This window comes from Chondromyces crocatus (genome assembly GCF_001189295.1).
Lineage (GTDB): Bacteria > Myxococcota_A > Polyangia > Polyangiales > Polyangiaceae > Chondromyces > Chondromyces crocatus.
Genome location: NZ_CP012159.1, coordinates 4,551,041 through 4,574,451, shown reverse-complemented (window position 1 = coordinate 4,574,451; position 23,411 = coordinate 4,551,041). Strand labels below are relative to the sequence as shown.

Here is a 23,411-nt window from a genome sequence, read left to right as displayed (position 1 = left end):
CTACCTGATGACCGTTTTGCACCCGAGGATGATGTTCACGCGGGCGCCCTCCTCAGCCTGGTAGGCCTCACAAGCAGGACCGTAGAGTCTGATCTTGGTCTCGCTGGCGTCCGTGTAATCCCAGCCGTCCTGATGCGTGGTGTCTCGGTACGTCTCATCGGTGCCAGCCGACGTCTCTACGACAACGTTGACCAGCGTCGGATCGACCTCGTCCGTTCCTTGTGGGATGGCGAAGACACAGTCTGATATTTTCCCGGAGATCTCATTGAGGACAGCTTCGAGTTCAGACTGAAAGTTCGCGCTCCCGATCTGATAATGACAATCCTTGGCACCGACGCTGCACGTTGGCGAGCGCTGCGTCTGGCCATTGATGGCCAGCTGAGAGAGGAGACCGCCAGCATCTTCACTGCCCGGCGCACCGATCACGAAGGTCTTCACCGGGGGTGAGCCACTGGCGCCTGCCAGCGCTTCTGCCGCGATATCAGCTTGCGTTCTACATTCGAGATTGAACTGAGGGAAGAGTGGCTCATAAATGGTCGGCTTACCATCCGTCATCAAAAGCACGTACCGTTCACCGAACGCATTGACATTGCGCATCATCTGATAGGCACGCTGAAGTGCTTCGAATGTAGGGGTGTTGCCTCTGGGGGAGTTGGCAGCAAGCCAGGACGAGATCTGTGGCTTGCTGATACTGAGCGGCGCTACATGCACTGCTGGATTCATGGCGACATCCTTGCAGCCGCCGTCGGCGAGCAGCTCCGCACAGCCGGGTGCATTCTGGTTGATAACGCACAAGGCCGCATTGGTATCATTGTAGTTTCCCGCGGGAAACGGCAGCAGGCCCATGTTCAGGTCCGGGTCAGCCGCGTTCATCATCGCGTTGAGGGCCTGACGGGTGGGGTTCCACATGTTGGGCTTCCCGTCGCCGCCGGACATGCTCCCCGACTTGTCGAGCAGCACCAGGATGCTCGCGGGCACCAGGTTGCCGAAGGTCGACGAGCCGCAGCTCTCGCCACCGAAGGTGGAGCTGCCCGGGTTGTCGATCACGCCGCTCTCGGTGCTGGAGCTGGTCGGGTTGCCGGCGCCGGCGCCGGTCGGGTTGTTCGGGTTGTCAGGGTTGTCGGACGCCGCCGAACACGCTCCCATGCCAAGGGCAGAGAGAGAGACGATCGACAGACCAGCGAGAAGCGTAATTACGGGCGGGCGGCTCATCTCGCAGGAAATAGTATCGCACCCCCGCATTCTCGGGAACCGCACGCCTCGGGCTGGGTGACGGAACAGCACGTGTGGATCCCTCCGCCAGCGCTGTCGCGTGGCGCTGCCGCCAACGCGGGAGCGTGTTCTACAGGGGGGCCGTGTGATTGCATGGGGTTAGCGATGATCACGCGCATCCTGGTCACGGGGTTCGAGCCGTTCGACGGCGCGCTGCGCAATCCGAGTGGGGATGCGGCGCGGGCACTGGAGGGGCGGGAGCTGCGCAGGGAAGATGGGGAGGCTGGGTGGAGCGCGCAGATCACGAGCCGGGTGTTGCCGGTGGTCTGGGAGGTCGCTGGGAGCGCGTTGCTCGAAGCGGTGCGGGAGGTGGGGCCCGCGATCGTGCTGTGTCTCGGGATGGCGCAAGGGACGTTCCGGGTGGAGCGGTTCGCGGATGATGTGTGCCGCGATCGGCTGGACAATGCGGGGAAACGGCCGGCGCAGGTGCGGGAGCAGGCTTCGGTGCGGCTGGCGTCGCGGTTGCCAGTGGAGCGCATCGAGCAGGCGCTGAACGCGCTGGGGGTGCCGGTGGAGCCGAGCGAGGATGCGGGCGGGTTTCTCTGCAACCAGGTGTTCTTTGCGCTGCTCTCGGCGTGCGCGGCGGGGGAGGTTCCGTCGGTGGAGCGGGCGGGATTTCTCCATGTGCCGAGCGATGCGTTCGTGCCGTCGCAGATCACGCAGGCGCATGTGGAGGCGGCCGTGGTGGCTGCGCTGGGCGTGACGCTGGAGGAGCTGGCGGAGGCGGCGTGCAGCACAGCGCGAGCCAGTCGGGGATGAAGGGCTGCGTGTGACGGGTCATGAGCGCGGAGCGGGAGAGCGGAGCAGGAGGGCGGCAGCGCAGTTCGCGCGCTGCTTCGCTCAGGCCGGTGGGGTGGGCTTGCGGGTGTAGCGGTGCTTCACGCCGACGGGGAAGTAGCTCGGGTCGCCGGCGGGGAGCAGGAGGATGCGCGGGGTCTGGCGGTCGGGGGGGACGTAGTTGCGGTACTCGCTGTTGAGGCGGAGAAGCTCGGTCTGGATGGCGGTGGTGATCGAGGTGGCGAGGGGGTCGCTGGCTTCTTCACCTGGAGCCAGCTCGACGCGGATCGTGAGGACGGTGTCGTGGTCCTCGGCTTCGTGGACTTCCATGACGAACTTGCCGGTGACGTGCTCGGCGACTGCGGGCTGTTCGAGGCCGACGGCGATGTTCTCGGGGTACACGTTGGCGCCGAAGTGGGAGACGGTGAAGTCGGCGCGGCCGAATACGTAGGCGAAGGGGAGATCGCGCAGGCCGCGGGCGTCGCCGAGGCTGACCAGGGGGTGGAAGCTGCGGCGGGCGAGGAAGGAGAGCATGGTGTCGTGGGGGATGACGCCGCCCTGGTCGAGGATGGCGTAGCGGACGAGGGGGACGCCGCTGTCGCCGGTGAAGACGAGGGCGCCGTCGATGGCCTCGAAGTAGCGGGCGCATGGGTCGTACTGGACGAGGGTGGGGAGGCGGTCCTGGCCGAAGAGTTCGCGGGCGGCGTCGGGGTGGCGGGCGAGGTAGCGGCGGATGGTGATGCTGAGTGGGGTCTCGTTGCCGAGGACGCCAGCGTCGGCGGTGCCGTAGAGGGAGGCGGAGTCGCGGCAGGGGTCGGTGGCGCCGGCGCGTTCGAGGACGAGGGTGCGCCACTCTTCGCTGAAGACTTCGCCGGCGAAGACGAGCTTGAGGTGGAAGGGGGTCCAGTCGACGCCGCGGACGCGGCCGGTGTCGATGATGTCCTTGAGGAAGGGGGGGTAGCCGAGGAGGACCACCTGGTCGAAGGCGGGGCCGAGCTCGAGGACGGCGCGGAAGATTTCTTCCTTGTTGTTGCCAGGGGTGATGACGGTGATGGGGTAGCCCTTGGCAGCGAGGTGGCGGCAGGCGGCGGTGGTGTACATGCCGCCGACCCAGGTGCCGAGGGCGAAGCAGATGACGGCGAGGGTGCGGCGGCGGTCGGCTTCGAAGGCGTCGTGGAAGACTTGCTCGAAGCGGCGGGCGACGGAGAGTTCGTCGGTGACGAAGCGGGGCCAGAAGGTGGGGCGGCCGGTGGAGCCGGAGGAGACGGCGACCATGTCGCAGTCTTCGAGGCGGCCACCGCGGCAGAGGTCGTCGAGGGGGTTCTGCAGGATGTAGCTCTGCTTGGTGAGCACGGGGAGGACGCGGAAGGCGTCGGGGGTCTGCACGGTGGTGGCCTGGAGGCCGCGCTCGGTGAGGAAGCGGCCGTAGGCAGGGACCGAGGCGGCGACTTCCTGGAAGAGGGCGAGGGCGAGGGCGGCGGGGTCGACGTCGCGGTGTCGGGCGAGGGCTTCGTCGAGGGGGGTCGCGAAGAAGTGGTTGAAGGCGGCGAGGGTGCGCTGGCGCTGGGCTTTGTTCACGAGGCAGCTCCGGCGTGGTGTGTGGCGAGGGCGAGCTCGTCGGCGCGGCGGTCGAGGCCGGGCAAGGGTTCAGCGGGTTGGTTGGCGAGGTAGGTGGTGGCGAGGATCTCGAGGGTGCGTTCGAGGGGGCGCGGGCGGAAGCCGAGGGTGGTGATGGCGCGGGTGGGGTCGATGATGGACATCCAGCTGCTGCTGAAGGGGGAGAGCTGCTGGGGGTCGAGGCCGGCGCCGGTGAGGGTGCGGCGAGGGACGGGGACGAGGCGCGGGGGTGGAGCGCCAGCGGCCTGGGCGAGGAGGGTGAGGTACTCGGGGAGGGTGAGCGCTTCTTGCTGGCAGACGTTGTACGCCTCGCCGCGGGTGGTCTCGGGGCGTTCGAGGAGGGCGAGGAGGGCGTCGACGACGTCGATGACGTAGACGTGGCGCACGGCGTTCGAGGCGATGTCGGTGGTGGGGAGGAGCAAGGGGCCGCCGTCGAGGAGGCGGGCGAGGTACTGGTCGACGCGGCGCTGGGGGTCGCGAGGGCCTTCGACCATGGGGATGCGCAGGCGGGTGACGGGGAAGCGCTCGGCGGTCCAGGCGGCGGCGAAGGTGTCTTCGCAAGCGCGCTTGTGGATGCCGTAGTCGTAACTGAGCTTGTCGTCGTCGTCGGTGGGCGGAGGGCGGAGGGGGCCTTCGTAGTCGGCCTCGGTGGCGGGCAAGGGGCAGGCTTCGCGGACGAGGTAGACCTGGCCGGTGCTGACCATGATGTAGTGGCCGACGTGGTCGCGGAGGGCCTGGATGGCGCCGCGGGCGTCGGGCTCGTCGAAGGCGAGGAAGTCGACGACGGCGTCGAAATCACGGCCGCCGAGGCGGGCGGCGAGGCCTTCGCGGTGGCGGTCGCCGTGGAGGCGGGTGACGCGCGCGCCGAAGGGGTCGGGCGTGAGGCCGCGGTTGAAGAGGGTGACGTCGTGGCCGGCGGCGAGGAGGCGCTGGACGAGGAAGTAGCCGATGAACCGGGTCCCACCGAGGACGAGGACGCGCATGGGGCGAACTTAGCGCGCGGCGTCGCGGTCCGGTACGGGGGGCACGGGTCGGGGACGGCGGGACACGGGTCGGGGACGGGCGATGCGGGGGGTACGGTCGGGGACGGGCGATGCAGGGGGACGGGCCGAGGAAGGGTCACCCCAGGGGGACGGGCGGGATCAGGGTTTGGGAGCGCCGACGCGTTCGAAGATGCCCATGCGCGTTGGTTTGGGGGCGCCACGCGGCCACTCGGAGGTGAAGAGGTGGCTCTCGCCGGACCACATGAAGGTGGCGGCGACGTCCGTTCCCGGTTCGAAGGGGAAGACGAGGCTCAGGAGGTCCGTGTCGACGAACAGGTGGACATCCTTTCCGCTCCGGCTTCGGATGACGTCCACGGGTTTGCTGCCGGCCTTGGTCTGGCCCCGGCACGAGATCCGGAGCCACTCACGGACCATCTTGGTCTCGCAGTTGAGCGCGCTGGAGCCGATGACGGTGACCTCGGGGACGGTGGCGAACTCTTCCGGCTTGGGCACGGGGGAGCGGCCCTTGGGGCCAGCGGCGTCGGCGGTGGCGGGCGTCGCGCTCGCGGGAAGGGTCGGCGTCTGCGTCGTCCCGGTGGGCGTCGCGCCAATCGTCGCCGCAGTCACCGTCGAGGAGGGGTTCGCCGTGGCGGCAGACCTGGTGTCGTCACGCGCTCCCCCCAGGTCAGCGGATCGGGAGTCGTTACCGCATGCGGCGAGGGCGGCGGCGAGCATGGTAAAAAAAAGCGTGTGACGAGTGGCATGAGCTGGATCCATGCACGCAAGGCTCGCATGGTCGTCCAGCGCGACTCAACATCGCTCAGGGCGCCTGGACGTTGGGGTGGACGGGTTCTCGGGCACGCTGGAGCGTGGTAGGACCCGGCCGTGCCGTTCACGCATATCCTCGGTCAGGAGACGGCGGTCTCGACGATCTCGCGGGCGCTGATGTCGGGGCGGGTGCATCACGCCTACCGGTTCGAGGGACCTCCCGGGGTGGGCAAGGAGATGACGGCCACGGCGCTCGCGCAGGCGCTGGTGTGCGTGGGGGATGATCCGCTCGGGTGCGGGGCGTGCAGCGCTTGCAAGCGGGCCGGGGCGCGATCGCCAGGGCGGCCGGCGTCGCCGCTGCACCCGGATGTGGCGATCATCGCGAAGAACTTCTACCCGGCGTCGACCATCGGGCGGAAGAGCGACGAGGTGACGGAGATCTCGGTCGATCAGGTGCGGACCATCGTGCTGCAGCATGCGAGCTATCCGCCGCACGAGGGGCGGGCACGGGTGTTCATCGTGCGGGACGCGGACGAGCTGGGGACGAGCGCGGCGAACGCGCTGCTGAAGACGCTGGAGGAGCCTCGGCAAGGGACGTACTTCGTGCTGACGACGTCGCGCCCGGACGCGATGCTGAACACGATCCGGTCGCGGACGATGCCGGTGCGCTTCGGGCCGCTGCCGGAGGCGGTGGTGAGAGAGGCGCTGCGGGCGGCGGAGATCCCGGAGGATCGGCACGAGCTGGCGCTGGAGCTCGCAGGAGGGAGCGTGTCGGCGGCGCTGGAGCTGTGCGACGAGGAGGCGACGGCCGGGCGGGAGGCGTTCTTGCAGCGGGTGTTCGACGCAGTGGGGGCGCCCGATCTGGGCGCGGCGGTGACGCTGGCGGAGTCGCTGGAGAAGGACAAGGGGTTGCTCAAGGCGGAGCTGCGTGCGCTGGGGGCGTCGCTGGCGCGGAAGGCGCGGAGCGAGGTGGAGACGGCTCCCGAGGCGGCGGAGGTGCTGGCGCGGCGCTACGAGGTGGTGTCGCGGGCGGTGGTGCGGCTGGAGCGAAACGCTTCGCCGCAGCTGGCGATGGTGTCGCTGGTGGCCGACATGCGCGAGGCGGGGGGCTGATGCGCATGCTGAGGGTGCGCTGGGCGCTCGTGTACGCCCTCGTCGTGGCGGCGCTGAGCGGGTGCGAGTCGGGGTCGAGCGGCAGCGGGAGCGCCGGAGTGGACGCGGGGGCGAGCGACGCGGCGGCGGGGTCGAGCGGCGCGGTGTCGACGGGCGCGCCAGGCGCTGCGGGCGGCGACGAGGCGCCGGAGGTGAAGGGGCTGGAGCTGCTGAAGATGACGCTGACGTCGGCCGTGAAGGACAAGGAGCCGGCGGATCGGCTCAGCACGGCCAGGGCTGGCGAGCGGGTCTATGCGCACCTGTCGTTGCGAAACCGGACGGGGGGGCCACGCGAGGTGCGCGTGGAGTTCCAGGTGAACGGGGTGGCGAGGACCGAGCTGACGCTCGACGTGGGGGCGTCGTGGCAGTGGCGAACGTGGGGCTACAACACGCTGCGGAGCGTGGACGCGGGGGAGCTGACGGTGATCGTGAGCGAGGTCGGTGGCGAGGAGCTGCGGCGGGTGTCGCTGCCGATCAAGAAGGGCTCGAAGTAGGGCGGCGGGTCAGCGTCGGAGCAACGCGAGGAGATCGGAGACGTCGTCGGTCCATGACGCGACGTCGGGGCGGGGACGGAGCTTCCAGGCGTCGGGGAGGTGCGGGAGGCTCTGGAGGTCGTCGATGTGGCGCGCGACCAGGGCCCACCGCGAGGGGGATTTGCCGGCTTGTTCCTGGCTGCGGGTGGGCGCGTCCTGGAAGCCGTAGGCAATGAGGCCAGCGTCGGTGACGAGGTTGCCGAGGGCGGGGAAGAGGTCGAGGAAGCGGTTGGAGAGGTGGAAGGCGATGACGCCGCCCGGCGCGAGCTTGCGCTCGTAGAGGGCGAGGGCCTCGCGCGTGAGCAGGTGGACGGGGATGGCGTCGGAGCTGAAGGCGTCGAGGATCAGCAGATCGAAGTGGGCGTCCGGTGCGGCGGTGAGGCCGAGACGGGCGTCGCCGATCACGAGGTGGAGGCCTCGGTCCTCGGGGAAGGCGTCGTGGAGGAAGGTGAAGTAGCGGGGGTCGCGGGCGATGCGGGCGACGGCGGGGTCGATCTCGTAGAAGGTCCAGCGCTGGCCTGGGCGGGCGTAGACGGCAAGGGCCCCGGCGCCGAGGCCGACGACGCCGATGGTGGCACTGGAGGCGGCGGCGCGATCGAGGCGGGTGAAGGTGCGGCCGATGGGGCTGTCGAGGGTGTAGTAGGCGAGCGGTTCGCGGCGGCGTGAGGGGACGAAGCTCTGGACGCCGTGCATGGTGCGGCCATGGACGAGGCGGTGGAAGCCGCGGCTGTCCTGGGTGACGCGGACGACGCCGAAGAAGGTGCGTTCGCGGTGGAGGTCGGCGCCGTGTCCGCCGGGGTGGAGGGCGCTGGCGAGGGCGATGGCGCCGAGGGAGAGGGCGAAGCGGCGGGGGGTGTAGAGGGTGCGGTAGACGAAGAGGAGGGGGATGCAGAAGACGACGCCGATGGTGAGGCGGTCGTGAGGGCGGTCGAGGAAGCGGGCACCGAGGATGAGGGCGACGGTGAGTAAGCCGGCGCGCGCGGCGAAGAGGAGGTCGGGGCGCCAGGGTCCTTGCCATGCGGCCGTGAGCGCGGGGGTTTCTTCGGAGGTGTCGAGACGAGGCGCGGAGGGGACGCAGCGCGCGATGTCGTGTTCGGACGCGGAGGGTGCGCTGGTGGTGGCTTCGCGTTCGGGCTCCGGGGGGATGCTGGTTGCGTGTTCGTGGTCGGGCTCGAAGGAGGGGGAGGCCGTGGGGTCGCTGGCTGGCGCGGGGCGGCAGAGGCAGGCGAGGAGGATGGCGAGTGGGTACTCGACGAGGCTGTTGAACAGGAGCGGGGCAAGGACGGCGTTGAGGAGGCCGCCGAGGGCGCCGCCTGCGCCGAGGCACAGGTAGAAGGCGGTGAGGTGGCGACGGCCAGGTCGGCTGCGGGCCAGCTCGCCGTGGCAGACCATGGCGCCGGCGAAGAAGGTGAGGAGGTGCAGCGGGAGGAGAAGGGCCGGAGGGTCGGAGGTCTCGGCGATGAGGGTGAGGATCGAGGCCGCTGCGCCAAGGGGGAGGAGGCGGACCATCCAGGCGTGCGGGATGGTGGGGCGGCGGGCGAAGACGAGGATGAAGGAGGTGAGGTAGAGCGCGAGGGGGACGGCCCAGAGCAAGGGGATGGGCGCGATGTCGGTGGTGACGTAGGCGGTGACGCCGAGGAGGTGGCTGGAGGGGACGAAGGCGAGGGCGAGCCAGAGGAGAGGGCGAGGGGGAATTTCGCGCTCGGAGGCGGTCTCGTCGGGCGCGTCGGGCGCGTCGGTTTCGGCGGTCGCGCTGGCGTTCGGGGCGCCGGGGTGGCGGCGGATCACGCGGTGTGCGCAAGCGGCGAGCAGGAAGACGAAGAGGCCGTAGCCCCAGGCCCACGCGCGCGCCTGCGCGGTGAGGCCGAGCCAGGGCTCCAGGACGAAGGGGTAGGCAAGCAAGGCGGCGAGGCTGCCGAGGTTGCTGGCGGCGTAGAGGAAGTAAGGGTCGAGTGCGTCGGGGTCGTCGGTGCGGGAAAACCAGCGCTGGAGGAGGGGGCTGGTGGCGCCGAGGATGAAGAACGGGAGGCCGACGGTCGTGGCAAGGGGAAGCAGGACGGCAAGGGTGGGCGCGCGGTCCAGGATGGCGGCGAGGGGGAAAGTCGCCGCTGGAGCGAGAGGGAGGGAGAAGGGGACGCCGAGACGCGAGCCGGGAGCGACGAGGACGAGGGGGAGGAAGGCGAGCGCGAGGTGCCCTAAGGTGTGGCGGCGGGCGTCGAGGCGGGTCGCGGCGAGGTGGGCGTAGGCGTGGCCGGCGAGAAGCGCCACCTGGAAGAAGAGCATGCAGGTGACCCACACCTGCGGGGCGCCTCCGAGGCGCGGAAGCAAGGCCTTGCCCAGCATCGGCTGGACGCTGAAGAGCAAGGCCGCGCTCAGGGCGATGGTGGCCGTGAACAGGATCCGCATGGCGTCTCCGCGCGCCGCGATCGTCAGAGGCGCCGACCCGACGATACACGGGTTCGTCCGGGAAAAGGGGGCGAGGGGATGAGCGGGACGAGGGGAAGGTCGGCGTCGAGGACGGGCGGCTTGTCGCGCCGCGCAGCGCCGCTTAGCGTGAGCAGATGGCTGCGGTCACGCCTTCCCCTGCCCGGCGCGCGCGTGCGCGAACCTCGTCCCCCGAGCGGCCTGCGGCGCGCACGCGACGGGTCGCGGCGAGCGATGCGGTGCGGCTGGAGTGGGGGCGGCGGGTGGAGGCGGAGTACCGGTCGGCAGCGATCACGCAGCATCTGACTCTGTGGTTGATCCAGATGGGGGCGTCGCCCGATCTGATCGACGATGGGCTGCGGATCGTGAAGGACGAGCTGGTCCACGCGGACCTGAGCCACCGCACGTTCGTGGCTGCGGGGGGAGAGGCGATGCCGGCGCTCGCGCGGGAGACGCTGGGGCTGCGGGGGCCTGGCCGCGAGCTGCTGGAGCTCGCTGTGGCGCGGGCGGGGGTGGAGGTCTTCTGTCTGGGAGAGACGGTGGCGGTGCCGTTGTTCAAGGTGCTGCGCGAGGGCTGTACGGTGCCGGTGGCGCGCAGGGCGCTGGATCGGGTGCTCCGCGACGAGGTGCGTCACCGGGATTTCGGGTGGGCGCTGCTGCGGTACCTGCTCGCCCTGCCGTGCGCGCCGGCGGTGAAGCAGCTGGTGGTGCAGGAGCTTCCGCAGATGCTGGGCCGCGTGCGGCGGAGCTACATGCCCCCCGGTGCGCGGGGGAGAGTGACGATCTCGGAGGAGGATCGGGCCTGGGGGTTGATGGCAGGGGCGCGCTACGGGGAGATCCTGGAGCGCGCGATCACCCGGGACTACGTGCCCCGCTTCGGGGAGCACGGAATCGATGCGGCAGCGGCGTGGGCCAGGGCGGTCGAGATGCAGGAGGTGCCACCTGCCGCGGGGCACGGTGGCGAGGTGCCTGCGCCGGAGCCGTGAGCCGAGGCGTCACGCTGGAGGCATGGGGACGCGAGGGGGCAAAACCGCAGCCCTGAACTCACGGGTCGTGCAGGGAGCGCCTGGGGACGAGGCGTCGGCACCGACGTGCTGCGCCGAGGTGTCGCTCGCAAGCAGAGAGAGGTCGCTTCCACCTCGCAAGCAGGGAGGTCGCTCCCGAGTGAAAGGCCACCCGGGGAGCTAGGGGCAATCGCCGCCGTGACCGAGTCGGTCGTACCGGCCTGGGTCCACCGGCTTGCCCGCCCAGGCGAAGGTGCGCCCCGCAGTCCCGAGCACCACGGCGACACGGCCGGGACCGGCGTCGTAGAGCGCCAGCACGCCTTCGTCACCCACCTCCGGTGTCCCCTTCCCCAGGCGCTGCAAGGCGACGGGTCTGCGGCTGCGGCGCTGCATGGCGGTCCCACCGATCTCAAGGGTGGCGGGGGGCTCGGCGGGCGCGTCGGCCTGGGCGGGGCGCAGCCAGTAGATGTCACGCCGTGGAGGTGCGAAAGCGGCGACCGCGTGCTGCTCGGCCCCCTCGGGGGCGAGGAAGATGGCAGCCACGACCTCACGCCGGTCGCGCGCCAGCACGGCGCCGGCGAGCCAGCGCTCTTCCCGGTCGACCTGCACGACGTCCCCGAGGCGCAAGGGGAGCGCTTCGAAGGGGTCGCTCGCGGGCGTGTCGTCTTCGTCTGGGTCCGGGTCCGATGGGTCGCGACGGCGCGCGACGGCGTTCGGAGGCGGTAGCTCGGACTGGTGACGGCGTGCGGCGACGTAGCCTGCCGCGGCCGCCATCACCACCGTGGCGGCACCGATCAGGAGCAGGCTCATGCCGGGGTCGCTGCACCGAGCAAGGCCCGATGCAAGGTGGTGGCCCGCGCGGTGACCGCGGCGAGGGCTTCCGGGCTCGTGAGGTCGAAGGGGGTGCCGTCCTCGGGCTCGGACGGGAGGAGCGCGCCGATCACGGCAGCGCACGCACCCAGGACGCCGATCTGGGGCGCCGTTTCCAGGGTGATGCCGCCGATGGCCACGACGGGGAGGCCCGGGCGCACCTCGGCGACGCGAGCGACCAGCGCGGTGAGGGCCGGGAGGCCGATGGCAGGATCCGCCTGCTCCTTGTTGGCGGTCGGGAAGATGGGGCCGATGGCGACGTAGTCGATGGGCTCGCGGAGGGCGGGCTCGAGCTGGTCGAGGTCGTGGGTCGAGAGGCCGATGCGGACACGAACCCTTGCACGCTCTGCGAGGGCACGGACCTCGGTCACCGGCAGATCGTCCTGGCCGACGTGGATGCCCTCGCAGCCGGCGAGCAAGGCGAGATCAGGGCGGTCGTTGGCGAACAGGGGAACACCGGCCGCCGCGGCGCGCGGGACGAGGGCACGCAGGAGTTCCAGCATGCGTCGGGCACTGCCGCGCTTGTCCCGGAGCTGGATGGCGCCCGGTTTCGCCGCGAGCACGGCCTCGGCATAGGGGATGGGGTCGATGCCACGACGCGCGAGGGCGTCGGTGTCGATGATGGCGTAGAGTCCTCGCATGGTGCAGAGCAGGGGTCGGTGACGGTCCGATCGAAGCATGACCGATGACGGGGGTGCGGCAGGGAAGATCCTCGGGGCCGACCGCCCCGGCCGATGTCAAGGCGCAAAGCTACGGTTGACGCCTCCGGAAAGAAAGCGGAAGCGTCGGACAAAGAGCAAGGTATCCATGCACATGCGCTTCCTTCCGTGGTTGATCGGCGTGGTCGGGTTGGGCCTCGTCTCGCATCCCGCGTCCGCCCAGACGGCGAGCGGCGGTGCGGGGACGAAAGAGAAGGCCCCCGAGCCGCCGCCCGCGCCTGCGCGGTTGTGGCTCACGGCGCCGACGGCGAGCGGCACGTGGACGATGCGGCTCGACAACACGGGAGAGCGACCGATGCGCATCGCAGCCGACGAGCGGCTGCTGGAGCTGGAGATCGAGCTGACCGATGTCGACGCCCGAGGGCGTGTGACGAAGAAGAAGGTGCGCTGTACGGTGCCCACGCCGCTGCGGCCGACCGCGTTCCCCGAGCGGAGGGCGCTGCTCCTGGCGCCAGGGCAGTCCTACGTCGAGCGGCTGGATCCGCACTTGCTGTGTTTCGGCAAGGACGCGGCGGCGTTGACGGGAGGTGCGGTGGTGCGCGCCTGGCTCGGCTGGAGTCCGCCGAAGGCGTGGTCGCGAGCGAAGCCGGAAGCGCCTTTCATGGCGGAGTCGACCGACGATCCGGTGGCTTTTGCGCCAGCGCGCGGCTTGCAGGCGCCGACCATGATGCTGAGCTACGGCGCAGCGAAGACGCTCGAGGAAGAGGAGGAAGCGGAGAAGGCGGCGGGCGCGGGAGACAAGGCAGCGGCGAGCGCCGACAAGGCAGCGGCAGCTTCCAGCAAGCCCGCGGGGACACCAGACAAGGCCGGCGCTCCCACGGCGAAGGTGCCTGCGGCAGCGGCGGAGACGAAGGAAGCCGCTTCTTCGGACAAGGCCGCGAGCGCTCCGGGCGCGACGTCCGACCCGGAGGCGACACCCAAGGGAGGCCCGCCGGTCGAGGTGACGCCACCCATCGTGGACGCCAACGCACCCTGGCTCGAGGTGACGGCCGATCCCTGGTCGGAAGCGAGCACCCCGCAGAAGGTGGCGCTCACCGTGAACGCGAAGAACGCAGGCAAGCGTCCGATGACGGTGGCGCTGCTGCCGCGCATGCTCGAGTTCCGCGTCGAAGGGCCGGATGGGACGACGATCTGCCCGGCGTCGCCAGCGACCGGTGGTGTGCCTCGGGATCTGTTCAGGACCCTCAAGCCGGGTGCGTCGACCAGCTTCCGGGTGCTGGTCGGAGAGGTCTGCCCGAACACGACGTTCCGGCGCCAGGGGCTGTACCGAGTGACCGCGGTGCTGCACGCCAACGAGACCGGAGGCCGCGCGGAGGTCGACGCTTACACGGCCGATGTGACGGCGAAGAACCCGACTCGGGTCCGGCTGCTGAGCGCGCCAGAACCGTTCCACGTGGTGCCTCCCAAGGCAGTCCCCATGCCCCCGCCCCCTCCGCCGCCTCCTCCTGACGACAGCACTGCGCCATGAGCTTGCGGCTGACTTTCCTCGGCACCTCGGCTGCCGCCCCCACCGCGCGCCGGAACCTGTCCGGCCTCTTCGTGAAGCGGGAGAGCGACGCGCTGCTCTTCGACTGCGGTGAGGGGACGCAGCGACAGATGATCCGCTACGGGACGGGGTTCTCGCTCCAGGCGGTGTTCTTCACGCACTTTCATGCCGACCACTACCTGGGGATCATCGGCTTTCTGCGGACGCTCTCGATGATGGGGCGCACCGAGCCACTCCGGCTCTACGGACCGCCGCCCGCAGCGTCGTTCCTTCCTCAGGTGATCAAGCTCGGCGTGGACGAGCTGGCGCTTCCCGTCGAGATCGTGGAGATCGCCGAGGGGACGGCGATGGTGGGGGACGGCTACCGGGTCGAGGCGTTCCCCACCGATCATCGGGTGCGGTCGATCGGCTTCGCGCTGGTGGAGGACGACCGGCCAGGGCGCTTCGACGTGGAGGCAGCGCGCGCTCGGCAAGTCCCGTCGGGTCCGCTCTTCGGCAAGCTCCAGCGCGGTGAGGCGATCACCCTGCCCAACGGGCGCGTCGTGAAACCTGAGGAGGTGGTCGGTCCTTCGCGACCCGGACGGCGGGTGGTGATCTCGGGCGATACGCGGCCATGCGAGGCGATGGTGCGGGCGTCGCGTGGGGCCGATCTGCTGGTCCACGAGGCCACGTTCGGGGACGCGGAGCAGGAACGAGCGGAGTTCACGAAGCACACGACGGCGCGTGAGGCGGCTCGTCTCGCCGGGGAGGCGGGGGTGGAACGGCTGGTGCTCACGCACCTGTCGGCCCGCTACGATCACGAGCCCCATGTGCTGCTCCAGCAAGCGCGCGAAGAACTCAAGGCGTGCGAGGTGGCCGAAGACGGCCGCGAGATCGAGCTGCCGCTGAAGGACTGAGGCACCAGGGCGAGAAGCTCGCGAGACCTCGACGCCGGGCCGACACCTGAACAAGCGTGCAATCTTGCGCCCCCCGGGTAAGCTCGTCTCGTGCCCCGCCCGGTGTCGAATCCGCCCAATCCCTGGTCCTCGACCCATGTGACGTACCTGGAAGAGGCGCCCGCGGCGACCCTCCAGGTGTTCGAGGAGCAGGCGCGTTCGCTGATCACCCAGAACGACAGCCCAGACCTCCCCTTCCGGTTCAGCGCGAACCCGTACCGCGGCTGCCTTCATGCCTGCGCCTACTGCTATGCGCGACCGGGGCATCAGTACCTCGGCTGGGGCGCTGGAACGGATTTCGATCGGAAGATCGTGGTGAAGATGAACGCTGCCGAGATCCTGCGGCGGGAGTTCGGCAGGGCTTCCTGGCAAGGAGACACGCTCGTTTTGTCGGGGAGCGTGGACTGTTACCAGCCCCTGGAGGCGAGCTACCAGATCACCCGTCGCCTGCTGGAGGTGTGCCTCACGCACCAGAATCCGGTGGTCGTGATCACCAAGGGAGCGCTGGTGCGGCGCGACGTCGATCTGCTCGGGGAGCTCTCGCGGAAGGCGCGCGCCAAGGTCGTCCTCAGCGTGACGTTTGCCGACGATGCGATGGCTCGGAAGATCGAGCCGTACGCGAGCCGGCCTTCGCTCCGCTTCGAGGCGATGAGGGCGCTCTCCGACGCGGGTGTCCCCACGGGGATCTCCATCTCCCCGGTGATCCCGGGACTGAACGACACCGACATCCCCGAACTGCTGGAGCGGGCGCGCGATGCGGGCGCACGCTCGGCGTTCATGCAAGCGCTGCGGTTGCCACGCGAGGTGCTGCCGGTGTTCGACGAGCGACTCCAGGCTGCGCTCCCCGGGCATGCGGAGAAGGTGCGGCGCGCGATCCGCGAGATCCGCGGTGGCAAGATGAACGATTCGGCCTTCGGTGCGCGGATGAAGGGTGAAGGCAGGCGGTGGGAGGCGATCGAGCAGCTCTTCTCGATCCACTGCAGGAAGCTCGGTCTCGACGGTGTGCGCGTCGCCGAGGAAGGGGCGACGACCTTTCTGCGCCCCGGGCAGCAGACGCTGCCCTTCGATCTGGGGCCGGCACGCTCCGCGTCGTGAGGGAACGCGGAGCGTCGAGACGGGCGCCGCTCAGTAGGGTCGCACGGCCTTGGAATAGCCCTTGAGAGGCTGAATCTTCACGACGTCACCCGGCTTCGTCGCGTTGATGACCTTGCCGTCGCCGAGATAGAGGGCGACGTGCCCAGGTTTCCAGACGATGTCGCCAGGCTGAAGGCGGTCCATGGGCACCGTGGGCAAGGAGGTCGCTTGCTGTCCCGAGGTGCGAGGGATGTTCCGTCCCGCGGCGCTCCAGGCAGCCTTCGTGAAGCCCGAGCAGTCGTAGCAACCCGGGCCGGTGCCACCGCGACAGTAAGGTGTCCCCAGCTTGGATCGAGCGAAGGCGAGGGCTGTCGCAGCAGGATCGGCGCGGTTCGCGGGGGTGCGCGAGGAGGAGGACACACCGGGGGCCTCGGCGGGGGTGGTCGACGCGACCGCCGCGCGCTGCGGGGGGGACTGCGCGTACGCGAGGCCTCCACCCGACGCCCACGGTTGCCCGGCACAGCCGAGGGTCAGAGGGGCGGCAAGGAGAAGGAGTCGGGCGCAACGCATGCCGGAAGGATCGTGAATGCGGCCACCCGGGGGCAAGAAACCCGAGGTGACGCGCACGGAGGCAGCGTCAGAACCTGATGTCCTTGGGTGCGGGCGGCGCCGTCCGCTTCGGCTTCTTCTTGATGGGTTGCACCACGCTGCGTGGGGTCGCCGTGGGCAGGGCGGCGGGGACGCTGGCGGAAGCCGTCACGGGCAGCGCCGTCGCCGTCGGTTCGGCCGGTGAAATGTCGGCGGTCGCCGCCGGGGGGGCTTCCTGTGTCAGGAGTTCGACGCTCGGTTCGCTCGGCGGCGATGCAGCCGCCTCCCCTGCGCTCTCCTCAGCGACGCGGCCAGCGCCAGCGCCCACGGCGAGGAAGGCGACGGTCCCGATCAGCCCGAGGGCGAGGAACGCTGCCATCATCCCCCACCGACGCTGCGTGGGGACGAAGGGAGGTCGGGTCACCGTTTCCATCGATGCCACGGGAATGCGGAGCGGCGGAAGCTGGAAGGCGCCGTTCGCCACGGCAGGATCGACTGGCGCAGCACTCAGGCTGGGCGGAGGCCCCATGGGGTACACGGAGAGCTTGCGCTGCCGGCTCCCCGTCAGCCAGTGGCTGGCGATGGAGGTGCCGGACACGTCCTCTTGCACGCTGCGCTCGATGGCCCAGGTCGCCAGGGCAGCGCCCAGGTCGCGCATCGTCTGCCAGCGGTCCGCGGCGCGCTTCGAGAGTCCGCGGCGCACGATGGTCCACAGCGCTTCGTCGCCGGCTGCGAGCGACGTGATCGGTGTCGGCTCCTGGGTGATGATGGCCAGGATCAAGGCGTTGTAGTTCGCCCCCTGGAACGGTCGCCGTCCCGTGATCGCCTCGTAGAGGACGACCGTGAATGCCCAGACGTCCGTCGCCGCGCCGACGTCTTCCTCGCCCTTGGCCTGCTCGGGCGACATGTAGTCGGGGCTGCCGAGGACTTCACCGGCGAGGGTGAAGCGCCGCTCCGAGTCCCCCGTGAGGAGCCGCGCGATCCCGAAATCGAGGAGCTTGGGCACCAGCGCGCCGGCCTCGTTGGTCACGAGGAGGATGTTGTCGGGCTTGAGATCGCGGTGGACGATGCCCTTGCCATGCGCCGCGACGAGCGCGCTGGCCAGCGGGAGCAAGGTGGACACCGCCAGCGCCGGAGCGAGGCGCTGACGTCGCGCGAGGATGCTGCTCAGCGGTTCGCCACGGAGCAGCTCCATCACGATGAAGGGATCACCGCTCGGGGTCTCGCCGAAGTCGAAGATGCGCACGATCGACGGGTGGCCGATGCGTGCCGCGGCACGCGCCTCCTGGAGCAACCGTACGCGCGCTTCGGGGGCAGCGCGGTCGCGTCGGATGAGCTTGAGGGCGACGTCGATGTCCAGGGTCGTGTCGCGGGCGAGCCAGACGGCGCCCATGCCGCCGCGTCCGATGATCTGCTCCAGGCGATAGCGGCCGGAGATGAGGCTCCCTGGACCTGGTTCGTCGGCAGAGACGGGTGCCGGAGAGAGCCGCACCGTGAGCGTCTCGGCGGCCTGCTGCGAGAACAGGGGAGGCTGAGAGACGCTTTCGACGGGGTGGGCTTCGGCCTGGTTGAGCGCAGGGAGCGCGTGCTCGCCGAGCGGTGCCGTGGGCTTCGGCGGCGGTTCCGCCGCGCTCACCGGCAGGAGTGCGTTCACGAGCGGCGCCGCTGGGTTCGATGGCCGCTCCACCGGGCTCGCCGAGGCCGCAGCGGGGCTCGACGGCCGCTCGACACGCACGGCAGCCCGTGGCGGTGTGGAAGGGGTCGAGGCCACGACAGGCGGCGGAACCGGAGCTGGTGCGAAGGGGGCTTTCGCCTGAGGCAGCTCGTCGAGATCGAACAGCGCGTCGACGTCGATCGGCTCTTCCGGCACGTCGACGTCGATGTCGATGTCGAGCAGCGACGGCTCCGGTGCACGATTCAGGGCGGTGGGAGCGCTCGCCGACGTCTCGTGGCCTGCATCCGGTCGCAGGGCGAGCCGCTGCGTTCGGGATTCAATCCCGCCAGATAGCACGCCCACCCGCGCCAGATCCGGCGCAGGCAGGGCAGTTCTCGAGGGCGACGGGGGAGCTGCCATTCCGGAGGATCGAGGACGCCGTAGCCCTTCAGCGTACACGGCTCAGGGGGCGCGTGACCAGGTCCGGATCAGGGGCCCGCGGAAACTGGCCAGGCCCTCGAGTTCGTCACATCGCGAGCGGAGGAGCATCCGGGTGACCGCTCCCCTCTGGTGCGGTGGGGCACGTGCGCGCCAACGCGATCCGTCGAGCGGCGGGTCGCGGGGCCCTCTGCCCAAGCTACGTCTCGACGCGGCACGACGCGATGTGCCAGGGCTCGGCCGGACGAGGACTGGGGCTCCACGCGCAGGCCCATGCCCAGGGCTCAGAGCTCCAGGCAGTCGATCACTTCGAGGAGGAGGGCAAGGCACGCGACGGGCAGGTCGCACTGAGGACCGACCTGCTGCACCATGCACTGCAGATACGGGGTCAGAAGAGGGTAACACGCATCCGGGAAGACGGCGTAGGACTCGAGGCACTCGCTCTCGCAGGTGGGCCCGGAACAGTCGTATTGCTGCTGAACCGAGCAGAACTGGGCACAGTTCGAGGCTGGGTCATCGCCCCCGCCAGGCCCGCTCCCCGGGCCAGCGCCGGGCCCTCCCGTCTCCTGCTCGGGATCCACCACCACGTTTCCGCCACACGCCGCCCAGCTCAGCGCGGCGACGAGCACGACGCCACGAAAGGCACTACGCATCCCACGAGGATACCCGAGTGCCCTGCAAGCCGTGGAGGTCTTGCGCAGGGCATGCGATATCCCGCCCTCCTCGATGCGTCTCGACCTGCTGGCTCAGCTCCTCGCTCCCCTCGCGGCATCCACCGCCGCGCCCGTCACAGGAAATGCCGTTTGCCCTCCTGACATGGTGCTGGTCGAGGGAACCCACCACGAGCAGGTGCAGCGCCTTTGCACGTCCTTCAAACAGGATCATTGCTGGGCGTTCTTCCCGGGGGCAGTGGCCCTGGAGATGCGCGCCACGCCGATCCGCGCGTGCATGGACCGGTACGAGTGGCCGAACCGTCAGGGTGAACTGCCTGTCGTGATGGCGCGCTTCATCGAGGCGGAAGCGCTCTGCGCTGGCGTGGGCAAGCGGCTCTGCACCGAGTTCGAGTGGGAACTCGGCTGCGAAGGGCCGGCCTCGCTCCCCTTCCCTTACGGCCACGCGCAGGATCCCAGGGCGTGCAACGTCTCGAAGCCGTGGAAGGCCGTGAGCGAACGCAAGCTCGCGAGCAACGACGCCGCGGTACGCGCGGCGGAGACCGCACGCGTCTGGCAGGGTGAGCCCACAGGCACCTTCCCGGCCTGCGTGAGCGCCTTCGGTGCGTACGATCTGGTCGGCAACGTCGAGGAGTGGGTCAGCACCTCACGCGCCGAGTGGCCCTACCGCTCCTCCCTCAAAGGGGGCTACTGGTCCAAGCCCTGGGCAGGATGCCGAGGGACCAACGAGTCCCACGGGCCGCTGTTCCGCTTCTACGAGGTGGGCTTCCGCTGCTGTCGTGACCCGGGCTGACCTGGCGGGCCTGCGCGAGCGCCGTCTTCACATGGCCATGCTGCCGTCGCCAGCCGTCCTCGTGGCCGACATGTCTTCGATGCCCTTGGCATGCTCCGGCAGCGGAGGAAGCTCGGCGAGATCGTACCCGGGCGCCACCCAGTACACCTCGGGGGCAGGTCGGTAGCCGCTGAAGTAGTGGCGCTCGTCGACGCGACCATCCTTGTGGGAGATGCGCACGAACGACGTCACGTCGTACCCACGCGAGCCCTTCTGGTGACGGATGCGCTTGCCGGGCGGGAAGTGCCCCTTGACGTAGATACGACGGGTGAAGTCCTCGACGTTCGCGACACCGTACCGGTACTCGACCGTGGCCGACGACTGGCCGCCGAGCAGCTCGACGCGAATGACCGTCGGCTTCGGAAGGAAGGCGTGGATCATCACCGGGAACGGGTGGTTGTTGCGGATCTTGAGGTCCACGGTGGGATAGACGACCGTCGCATCGAGGCCCAGCTTGGTGTACGCGCTCGGCCGCGAGTGGCTCTGGCGATCGAGGATGTCGAACGCACCGAACAGGGCCGCGGCGTGCAGGGTGCTGGCGAGCTGGCAGGTACCGCCGCCGTAGCCGGTGACCGTCTCGTCGGCGAGGATCTCCGGAGCGACGGTGAAGCCGTTCTCAGGGGTCCGCGGGCCCACCCGCTCGTTGAACGAGATCGCCTCGCCGGGCGCGAGCACGGCGCCATCGAGACGCGCAGCAGCGTTGGCGATGTTCTTCGCCCGTCCCGCTCCGCTCCCCCACGTGGAGAACGACGTCTCGAAGACCGAGACGACCTGGCTCACGTCGACCCGGGTGAGATCCACCAGGGTCACCTTGGCCGAGACGTAGCTCATGGCGAGCTCCATGGTCTCCTCTTCTTCGTGCGAGATGGCGTGGAGGGCGGCGATCGTGCGCTCGATGTCCAGGCTCATGCCCGGCTGATCGGGCACCTTCAGCCGCTGCGCGAGATCCAGGCGTGCATCCGTGGGCTCCCGGAAGACGACGGGCGCAACCTCCGTCCGGAGGAAGGTGCGCGCCTTGTGCTCGTCCACGGTCCACACGAGGGGGACGTCGAGCTCACCCCGCCGCGCGCGTGCCGTCTGCTTGAGCCGGCGCATCAGCGATCCTTCGTGCCCGATCTGCTGCGCCCGCTCCAGCGTGGCCGCCACGTCGACGGAGACACCGAGCGCGCCGAGGGTGGTGCTGAACCAGTGCCCCTCGCGGTGCAGCCAGATCTTGCGACCGTGGAGCTGCTCTCGACGGGACACGAGCCACGCCGTCGGAGAAGCGCCTTCCGGAAGGATGCGCTCGCCGATGGAGAGCCCCCGCACGACGGGCGCACGTGGGAGCACGTGGTGCAGGCCTGCCCCCAACCCGAGGCCAGCCAGCGACCCGAAGCCTACGACGAGGACGACAGACCGAATTCTCACGAGAACTGGAATCGTAGCCGGCTCCGCTCCAGACCGGAAGTTTTGACCGGCACCGTCATCGCTCCGCCGTACACTCCTGCCGCGCGATGGTCGTGACGATGACAGGAGTGAGGGATCGCGGGTGACCATGACGACGACAAGGATGAGGCTCTACGGACTCGGCGCTGCGTTCGCTGGGTGGCTCAGCACAGGATGCGGGGGCACCGAACCGGCTGCGACGGCAACGACGCCAACACCTTCGGCATCGCTCTCCTCTCCCCAGATCCCCTCCTCGGCGGGTGGAGCCGAGAAGCCGGCGTCAACAGGACCCACGGCAGCTCTCCCCGATGCGCCCATCCCGGGATCGACGGGGGCTGTGAACACCGAAGCCACGAGCCCCTCTCCGCAGGGAGGCGCCTCTCCCTCGGGCCCTCATCCGGCTGCAGCATCAGGCGCCCGGGAGGTCGCCGTCCCCTTCCCTCCCACCTCCTTCGAGCCGCCGCACGCACGCACCGCCAAGCCCGAGGACGGCACCTGGAGGCCGCTCGCCGAAGGCGCAGCAGGAGGGACGCCCGTGCTCGCACAGGCCACCGTCCACCCTCACAAGATCAAGCCTCACGTCTACGTGCACGTGGTGGCCATCGACCTGCGCAAGGTCGCGCTGCACCTCGTGGCCGGAACACTGGAGCCCCAGTCCAAGGACATCCCGGCAGAGCGGCGACCCGGGCTCGTCCCCGCTGCGGATCAGCAGGATCTGATCGCGGTGTTCAACGGTGGGTTCATGGCGCGCCACGGCAAGTACGGCATGCGGGTGGAAGGAGACGAGTTCCTGCCTCCACGCCCCGACGCATGCACCGTGGCGCTTTACCAGGATGGTGCCGTCCGTATCGCCGAGTGGAGCCAGATCGAGGCCGACGCACCGAAGATGGTGGGGCTCCGGCAAACGCCGCCATGCCTCGTCACGGCCAGGGAGCTGCACCCGGCCATCGAGGACGCCGTGCGCCCTCGAAAATGGAGCGCGGCCGAGAACGGCGAAGTCGAGATCCGACGCTCGGCGCTCGGTGTCGACGCGACCGGAAGGGTGCTGTTCTACGGGAGCGGGGAGTGGGTGACGGCGAAGGACGTCGCCGTGGCGATGAAGGCCGCGGGCGCCGTCGACGCCGCGCAGCTCGACATCAACTACTCGTACACGAAGTTCCTCTTCTACGGTCGCCCGACGCCGAGCGATCCTCTCCAAGTGGTGTCGACTCTGATCCAGGACACGAAGCACATCAAGCGCGGTTACGTGACGACACCGGCGGAGCGCGACTTTTTCTATCTGAAGCGGCGCTCCCACGCGGCGTCATCACCGTCGAAGTGAACCGGCGCGGATCGCTGCACCACGAGGTGACGCCGCGCCGAGCGAGCGCTCACTGACAGCCACCTTCGACGACGATCCCCGCCGCGCTGAGCGGAACGGAAGCAGGTGCCCAGGAGGGCGCGCCGGAGAAGATCAGCGTCGCGTCGATGCCGACCCGACAAGGCACGTACATGCTCGATCCGGTCGTCCACGACACCATCCCGCTGCCGCCCGTGGCCTGCGCGCTCTCACCCGGCGGCGTCTCGGGTGAAGCCTCGCAGTCGGCCGCGCTGTTGGTGATCCAGGCATCGGACACCCCCCAGTCCTCCGGCAGGCTGATATTGAACACGCCTCCCTGTGAAGGCGGTGTGACGAAGACGATGCGGATGCACAGGTCCCGAGCGAGATCCACCTTCCGAAGGATCAAGCGATCGAGGCCGCCGAAATAGAAGCCGGCTGCGAAATCGTCTGGCGCTGCGCACGTGGTACCAGGCGACACATCCATCCCGGCTGACTGTGCATAGCAGCTGTTGCAGTAGAACTTCCCGTCGCATCCACAGACGCCAGGGCAGTCGTCGTCACAGCCCTTCGGGCGTGGCTCGCAGAGGCCCATGCCATCGTCGCCCCCGCAGGATCCATCCTGCCAGACACAGACTTCTTCGGGGGCACACTCGACCTGGGCCAGCCCACCGCAACGCGTCGACGCGCCACCTCCGCCACCTCCGCCACCTCCGCTGCTCGAGGTGCTGGTCGTGGACGAGGTGGAAGAGGACGAACCGCCACCACCAGGCGCCTGCTCGACGGAACCTCCGCAGGCCAGGACGAGGAGAGGCAGCGAGAGACCAAGAAAGCGAGGATTCATGGCGCCATGGTGACACCATCCTCGGGA

The 23,411-nt window shown here is 69.7% G+C and carries 21 protein-coding genes; 9 read left to right on the top strand and 12 right to left on the bottom strand.

Annotated elements, in window-relative coordinates; translation table 11 throughout:
• A complete protein-coding gene (locus tag CMC5_RS45915) occupies positions 1 to 1,212 on the bottom strand; it encodes a vWA domain-containing protein (protein ID WP_169796562.1) in 1,212 nt (403 codons plus the stop codon).
• Between the two features lie 165 nt (positions 1,213 to 1,377).
• On the opposite strand from CMC5_RS45915, the gene CMC5_RS45910 reads away from it, so the two are divergent.
• Entirely contained in the window at positions 1,378 to 2,031 is a 654-nt protein-coding gene (locus tag CMC5_RS45910; protein WP_050431408.1) for a pyroglutamyl-peptidase I, read from the top strand.
• Between the two features lie 81 nt (positions 2,032 to 2,112).
• Here CMC5_RS45910 and CMC5_RS16905 read toward each other — a convergent pair whose 3' ends face one another.
• The 3 genes from CMC5_RS16905 to CMC5_RS16895 all read right to left on the bottom strand — a co-directional run bounded on the left by CMC5_RS16905 (position 2,113) and on the right by CMC5_RS16895 (position 5,384).
• Positions 2,113 to 3,627 (bottom strand): phenylacetate--CoA ligase family protein, encoded by a 1,515-nt coding sequence (locus CMC5_RS16905; protein WP_050431407.1) that lies wholly within the window; start codon positions 3,625 to 3,627, stop codon positions 2,113 to 2,115.
• Positions 3,624 to 4,649 (bottom strand): NAD-dependent epimerase/dehydratase family protein, encoded by a 1,026-nt coding sequence (locus CMC5_RS16900; protein WP_050431406.1) that lies wholly within the window; start codon positions 4,647 to 4,649, stop codon positions 3,624 to 3,626. The genes CMC5_RS16905 and CMC5_RS16900 overlap by 4 nt, the downstream gene beginning before the upstream one ends.
• A 159-nt stretch (positions 4,650 to 4,808) precedes the next feature.
• Positions 4,809 to 5,384 (bottom strand): hypothetical protein, encoded by a 576-nt coding sequence (locus CMC5_RS16895; RefSeq protein WP_156338656.1) that lies wholly within the window; start codon positions 5,382 to 5,384, stop codon positions 4,809 to 4,811.
• A gap of 150 nt (positions 5,385 to 5,534) precedes the next feature.
• Here CMC5_RS16895 and CMC5_RS16890 point away from each other — a divergent pair, with 150 nt between their 5' ends.
• The gene (locus CMC5_RS16890) at positions 5,535 to 6,530 is read left to right on the top strand and encodes a DNA polymerase III subunit (RefSeq protein ID WP_050431404.1); all 996 of its coding nucleotides are present in this window, start codon (positions 5,535 to 5,537) and stop codon (positions 6,528 to 6,530) included.
• On the top strand, positions 6,530 to 7,063 hold the full coding sequence (locus tag CMC5_RS16885; RefSeq protein WP_050431403.1) for a hypothetical protein: 534 nt from the start codon (positions 6,530 to 6,532) through the stop codon (positions 7,061 to 7,063). The genes CMC5_RS16890 and CMC5_RS16885 overlap by 1 nt, the downstream gene beginning before the upstream one ends.
• Positions 7,064 to 7,072: 9 nt before the next feature.
• On the opposite strand, the gene CMC5_RS16880 is transcribed toward CMC5_RS16885, so the two are convergent.
• A complete protein-coding gene (locus CMC5_RS16880) occupies positions 7,073 to 9,004 on the bottom strand; it encodes a spermidine synthase (protein ID WP_156338655.1) in 1,932 nt (643 codons plus the stop codon).
• A gap of 659 nt (positions 9,005 to 9,663) precedes the next feature.
• On the opposite strand from CMC5_RS16880, the gene CMC5_RS16875 reads away from it, so the two are divergent.
• On the top strand, positions 9,664 to 10,512 hold the full coding sequence (locus CMC5_RS16875) for a ferritin-like domain-containing protein (RefSeq protein ID WP_245678474.1): 849 nt from the start codon (positions 9,664 to 9,666) through the stop codon (positions 10,510 to 10,512).
• A 198-nt stretch (positions 10,513 to 10,710) separates the two neighbouring features.
• Here the strand turns inward: CMC5_RS16875 and CMC5_RS16870 are convergent, their stop codons facing one another.
• Positions 10,711 to 11,340 (bottom strand): hypothetical protein, encoded by a 630-nt coding sequence (locus tag CMC5_RS16870; protein WP_050431401.1) that lies wholly within the window; start codon positions 11,338 to 11,340, stop codon positions 10,711 to 10,713.
• Positions 11,337 to 12,041: a thiamine phosphate synthase gene (locus CMC5_RS16865; protein ID WP_050435934.1), complete on the bottom strand. Its 705-nt coding sequence runs from the start codon at positions 12,039 to 12,041 to the stop codon at positions 11,337 to 11,339. Before CMC5_RS16865 ends, CMC5_RS16870 begins: the two co-directional genes overlap by 4 nt.
• A 166-nt stretch (positions 12,042 to 12,207) precedes the next feature.
• On the opposite strand from CMC5_RS16865, the gene CMC5_RS16860 reads away from it, so the two are divergent.
• The 3 genes from CMC5_RS16860 (at position 12,208) to CMC5_RS16850 (ending at position 15,635) form a co-directional block, all read left to right on the top strand.
• The gene (locus tag CMC5_RS16860) at positions 12,208 to 13,587 is read left to right on the top strand and encodes a hypothetical protein (RefSeq protein ID WP_050431400.1); all 1,380 of its coding nucleotides are present in this window, start codon (positions 12,208 to 12,210) and stop codon (positions 13,585 to 13,587) included.
• Complete coding sequence (rnz, locus tag CMC5_RS16855) at positions 13,584 to 14,501, top strand: ribonuclease Z (RefSeq protein WP_050431399.1); 918 nt, start codon at positions 13,584 to 13,586, stop codon at positions 14,499 to 14,501. Before CMC5_RS16860 ends, rnz begins: the two co-directional genes overlap by 4 nt.
• Positions 14,502 to 14,591: 90 nt before the next feature.
• Complete coding sequence (locus CMC5_RS16850; RefSeq protein ID WP_050431398.1) at positions 14,592 to 15,635, top strand: PA0069 family radical SAM protein; 1,044 nt, start codon at positions 14,592 to 14,594, stop codon at positions 15,633 to 15,635.
• A gap of 30 nt (positions 15,636 to 15,665) precedes the next feature.
• Here CMC5_RS16850 and CMC5_RS16845 read toward each other — a convergent pair whose 3' ends face one another.
• From CMC5_RS16845 to CMC5_RS16835, 3 genes are all read right to left on the bottom strand, one after another.
• Entirely contained in the window at positions 15,666 to 16,184 is a 519-nt protein-coding gene (locus CMC5_RS16845; protein WP_050431397.1) for a C40 family peptidase, read from the bottom strand.
• Positions 16,185 to 16,251: 67 nt separating this feature from the next.
• Entirely contained in the window at positions 16,252 to 18,219 is a 1,968-nt protein-coding gene (locus CMC5_RS16840; RefSeq protein ID WP_050431396.1) for a serine/threonine-protein kinase, read from the bottom strand.
• 359 nt (positions 18,220 to 18,578) lie between these two features.
• Positions 18,579 to 18,947: a hypothetical protein gene (locus tag CMC5_RS16835; RefSeq protein WP_156338654.1), complete on the bottom strand. Its 369-nt coding sequence runs from the start codon at positions 18,945 to 18,947 to the stop codon at positions 18,579 to 18,581.
• Between the two features lie 73 nt (positions 18,948 to 19,020).
• Here CMC5_RS16835 and CMC5_RS16830 point away from each other — a divergent pair, with 73 nt between their 5' ends.
• The gene (locus CMC5_RS16830; protein WP_050431394.1) at positions 19,021 to 19,758 is read left to right on the top strand and encodes a formylglycine-generating enzyme family protein; all 738 of its coding nucleotides are present in this window, start codon (positions 19,021 to 19,023) and stop codon (positions 19,756 to 19,758) included.
• A gap of 27 nt (positions 19,759 to 19,785) precedes the next feature.
• On the opposite strand, the gene CMC5_RS16825 is transcribed toward CMC5_RS16830, so the two are convergent.
• A complete protein-coding gene (locus CMC5_RS16825; RefSeq protein ID WP_050431393.1) occupies positions 19,786 to 21,204 on the bottom strand; it encodes a VanW family protein in 1,419 nt (472 codons plus the stop codon).
• 355 nt (positions 21,205 to 21,559) lie between these two features.
• Here CMC5_RS16825 and CMC5_RS16820 point away from each other — a divergent pair, with 355 nt between their 5' ends.
• Complete coding sequence (locus CMC5_RS16820; protein WP_050431392.1) at positions 21,560 to 22,543, top strand: phosphodiester glycosidase family protein; 984 nt, start codon at positions 21,560 to 21,562, stop codon at positions 22,541 to 22,543.
• A gap of 49 nt (positions 22,544 to 22,592) precedes the next feature.
• Here CMC5_RS16820 and CMC5_RS16815 read toward each other — a convergent pair whose 3' ends face one another.
• Positions 22,593 to 23,384 carry a hypothetical protein gene (locus CMC5_RS16815; protein ID WP_050431391.1) on the bottom strand — a complete coding sequence of 264 codons (792 nt, stop codon included), beginning with the start codon at positions 23,382 to 23,384 and terminating at the stop codon, positions 22,593 to 22,595.
• Between the last annotated feature and the right edge of the window lie 27 nt (positions 23,385 to 23,411).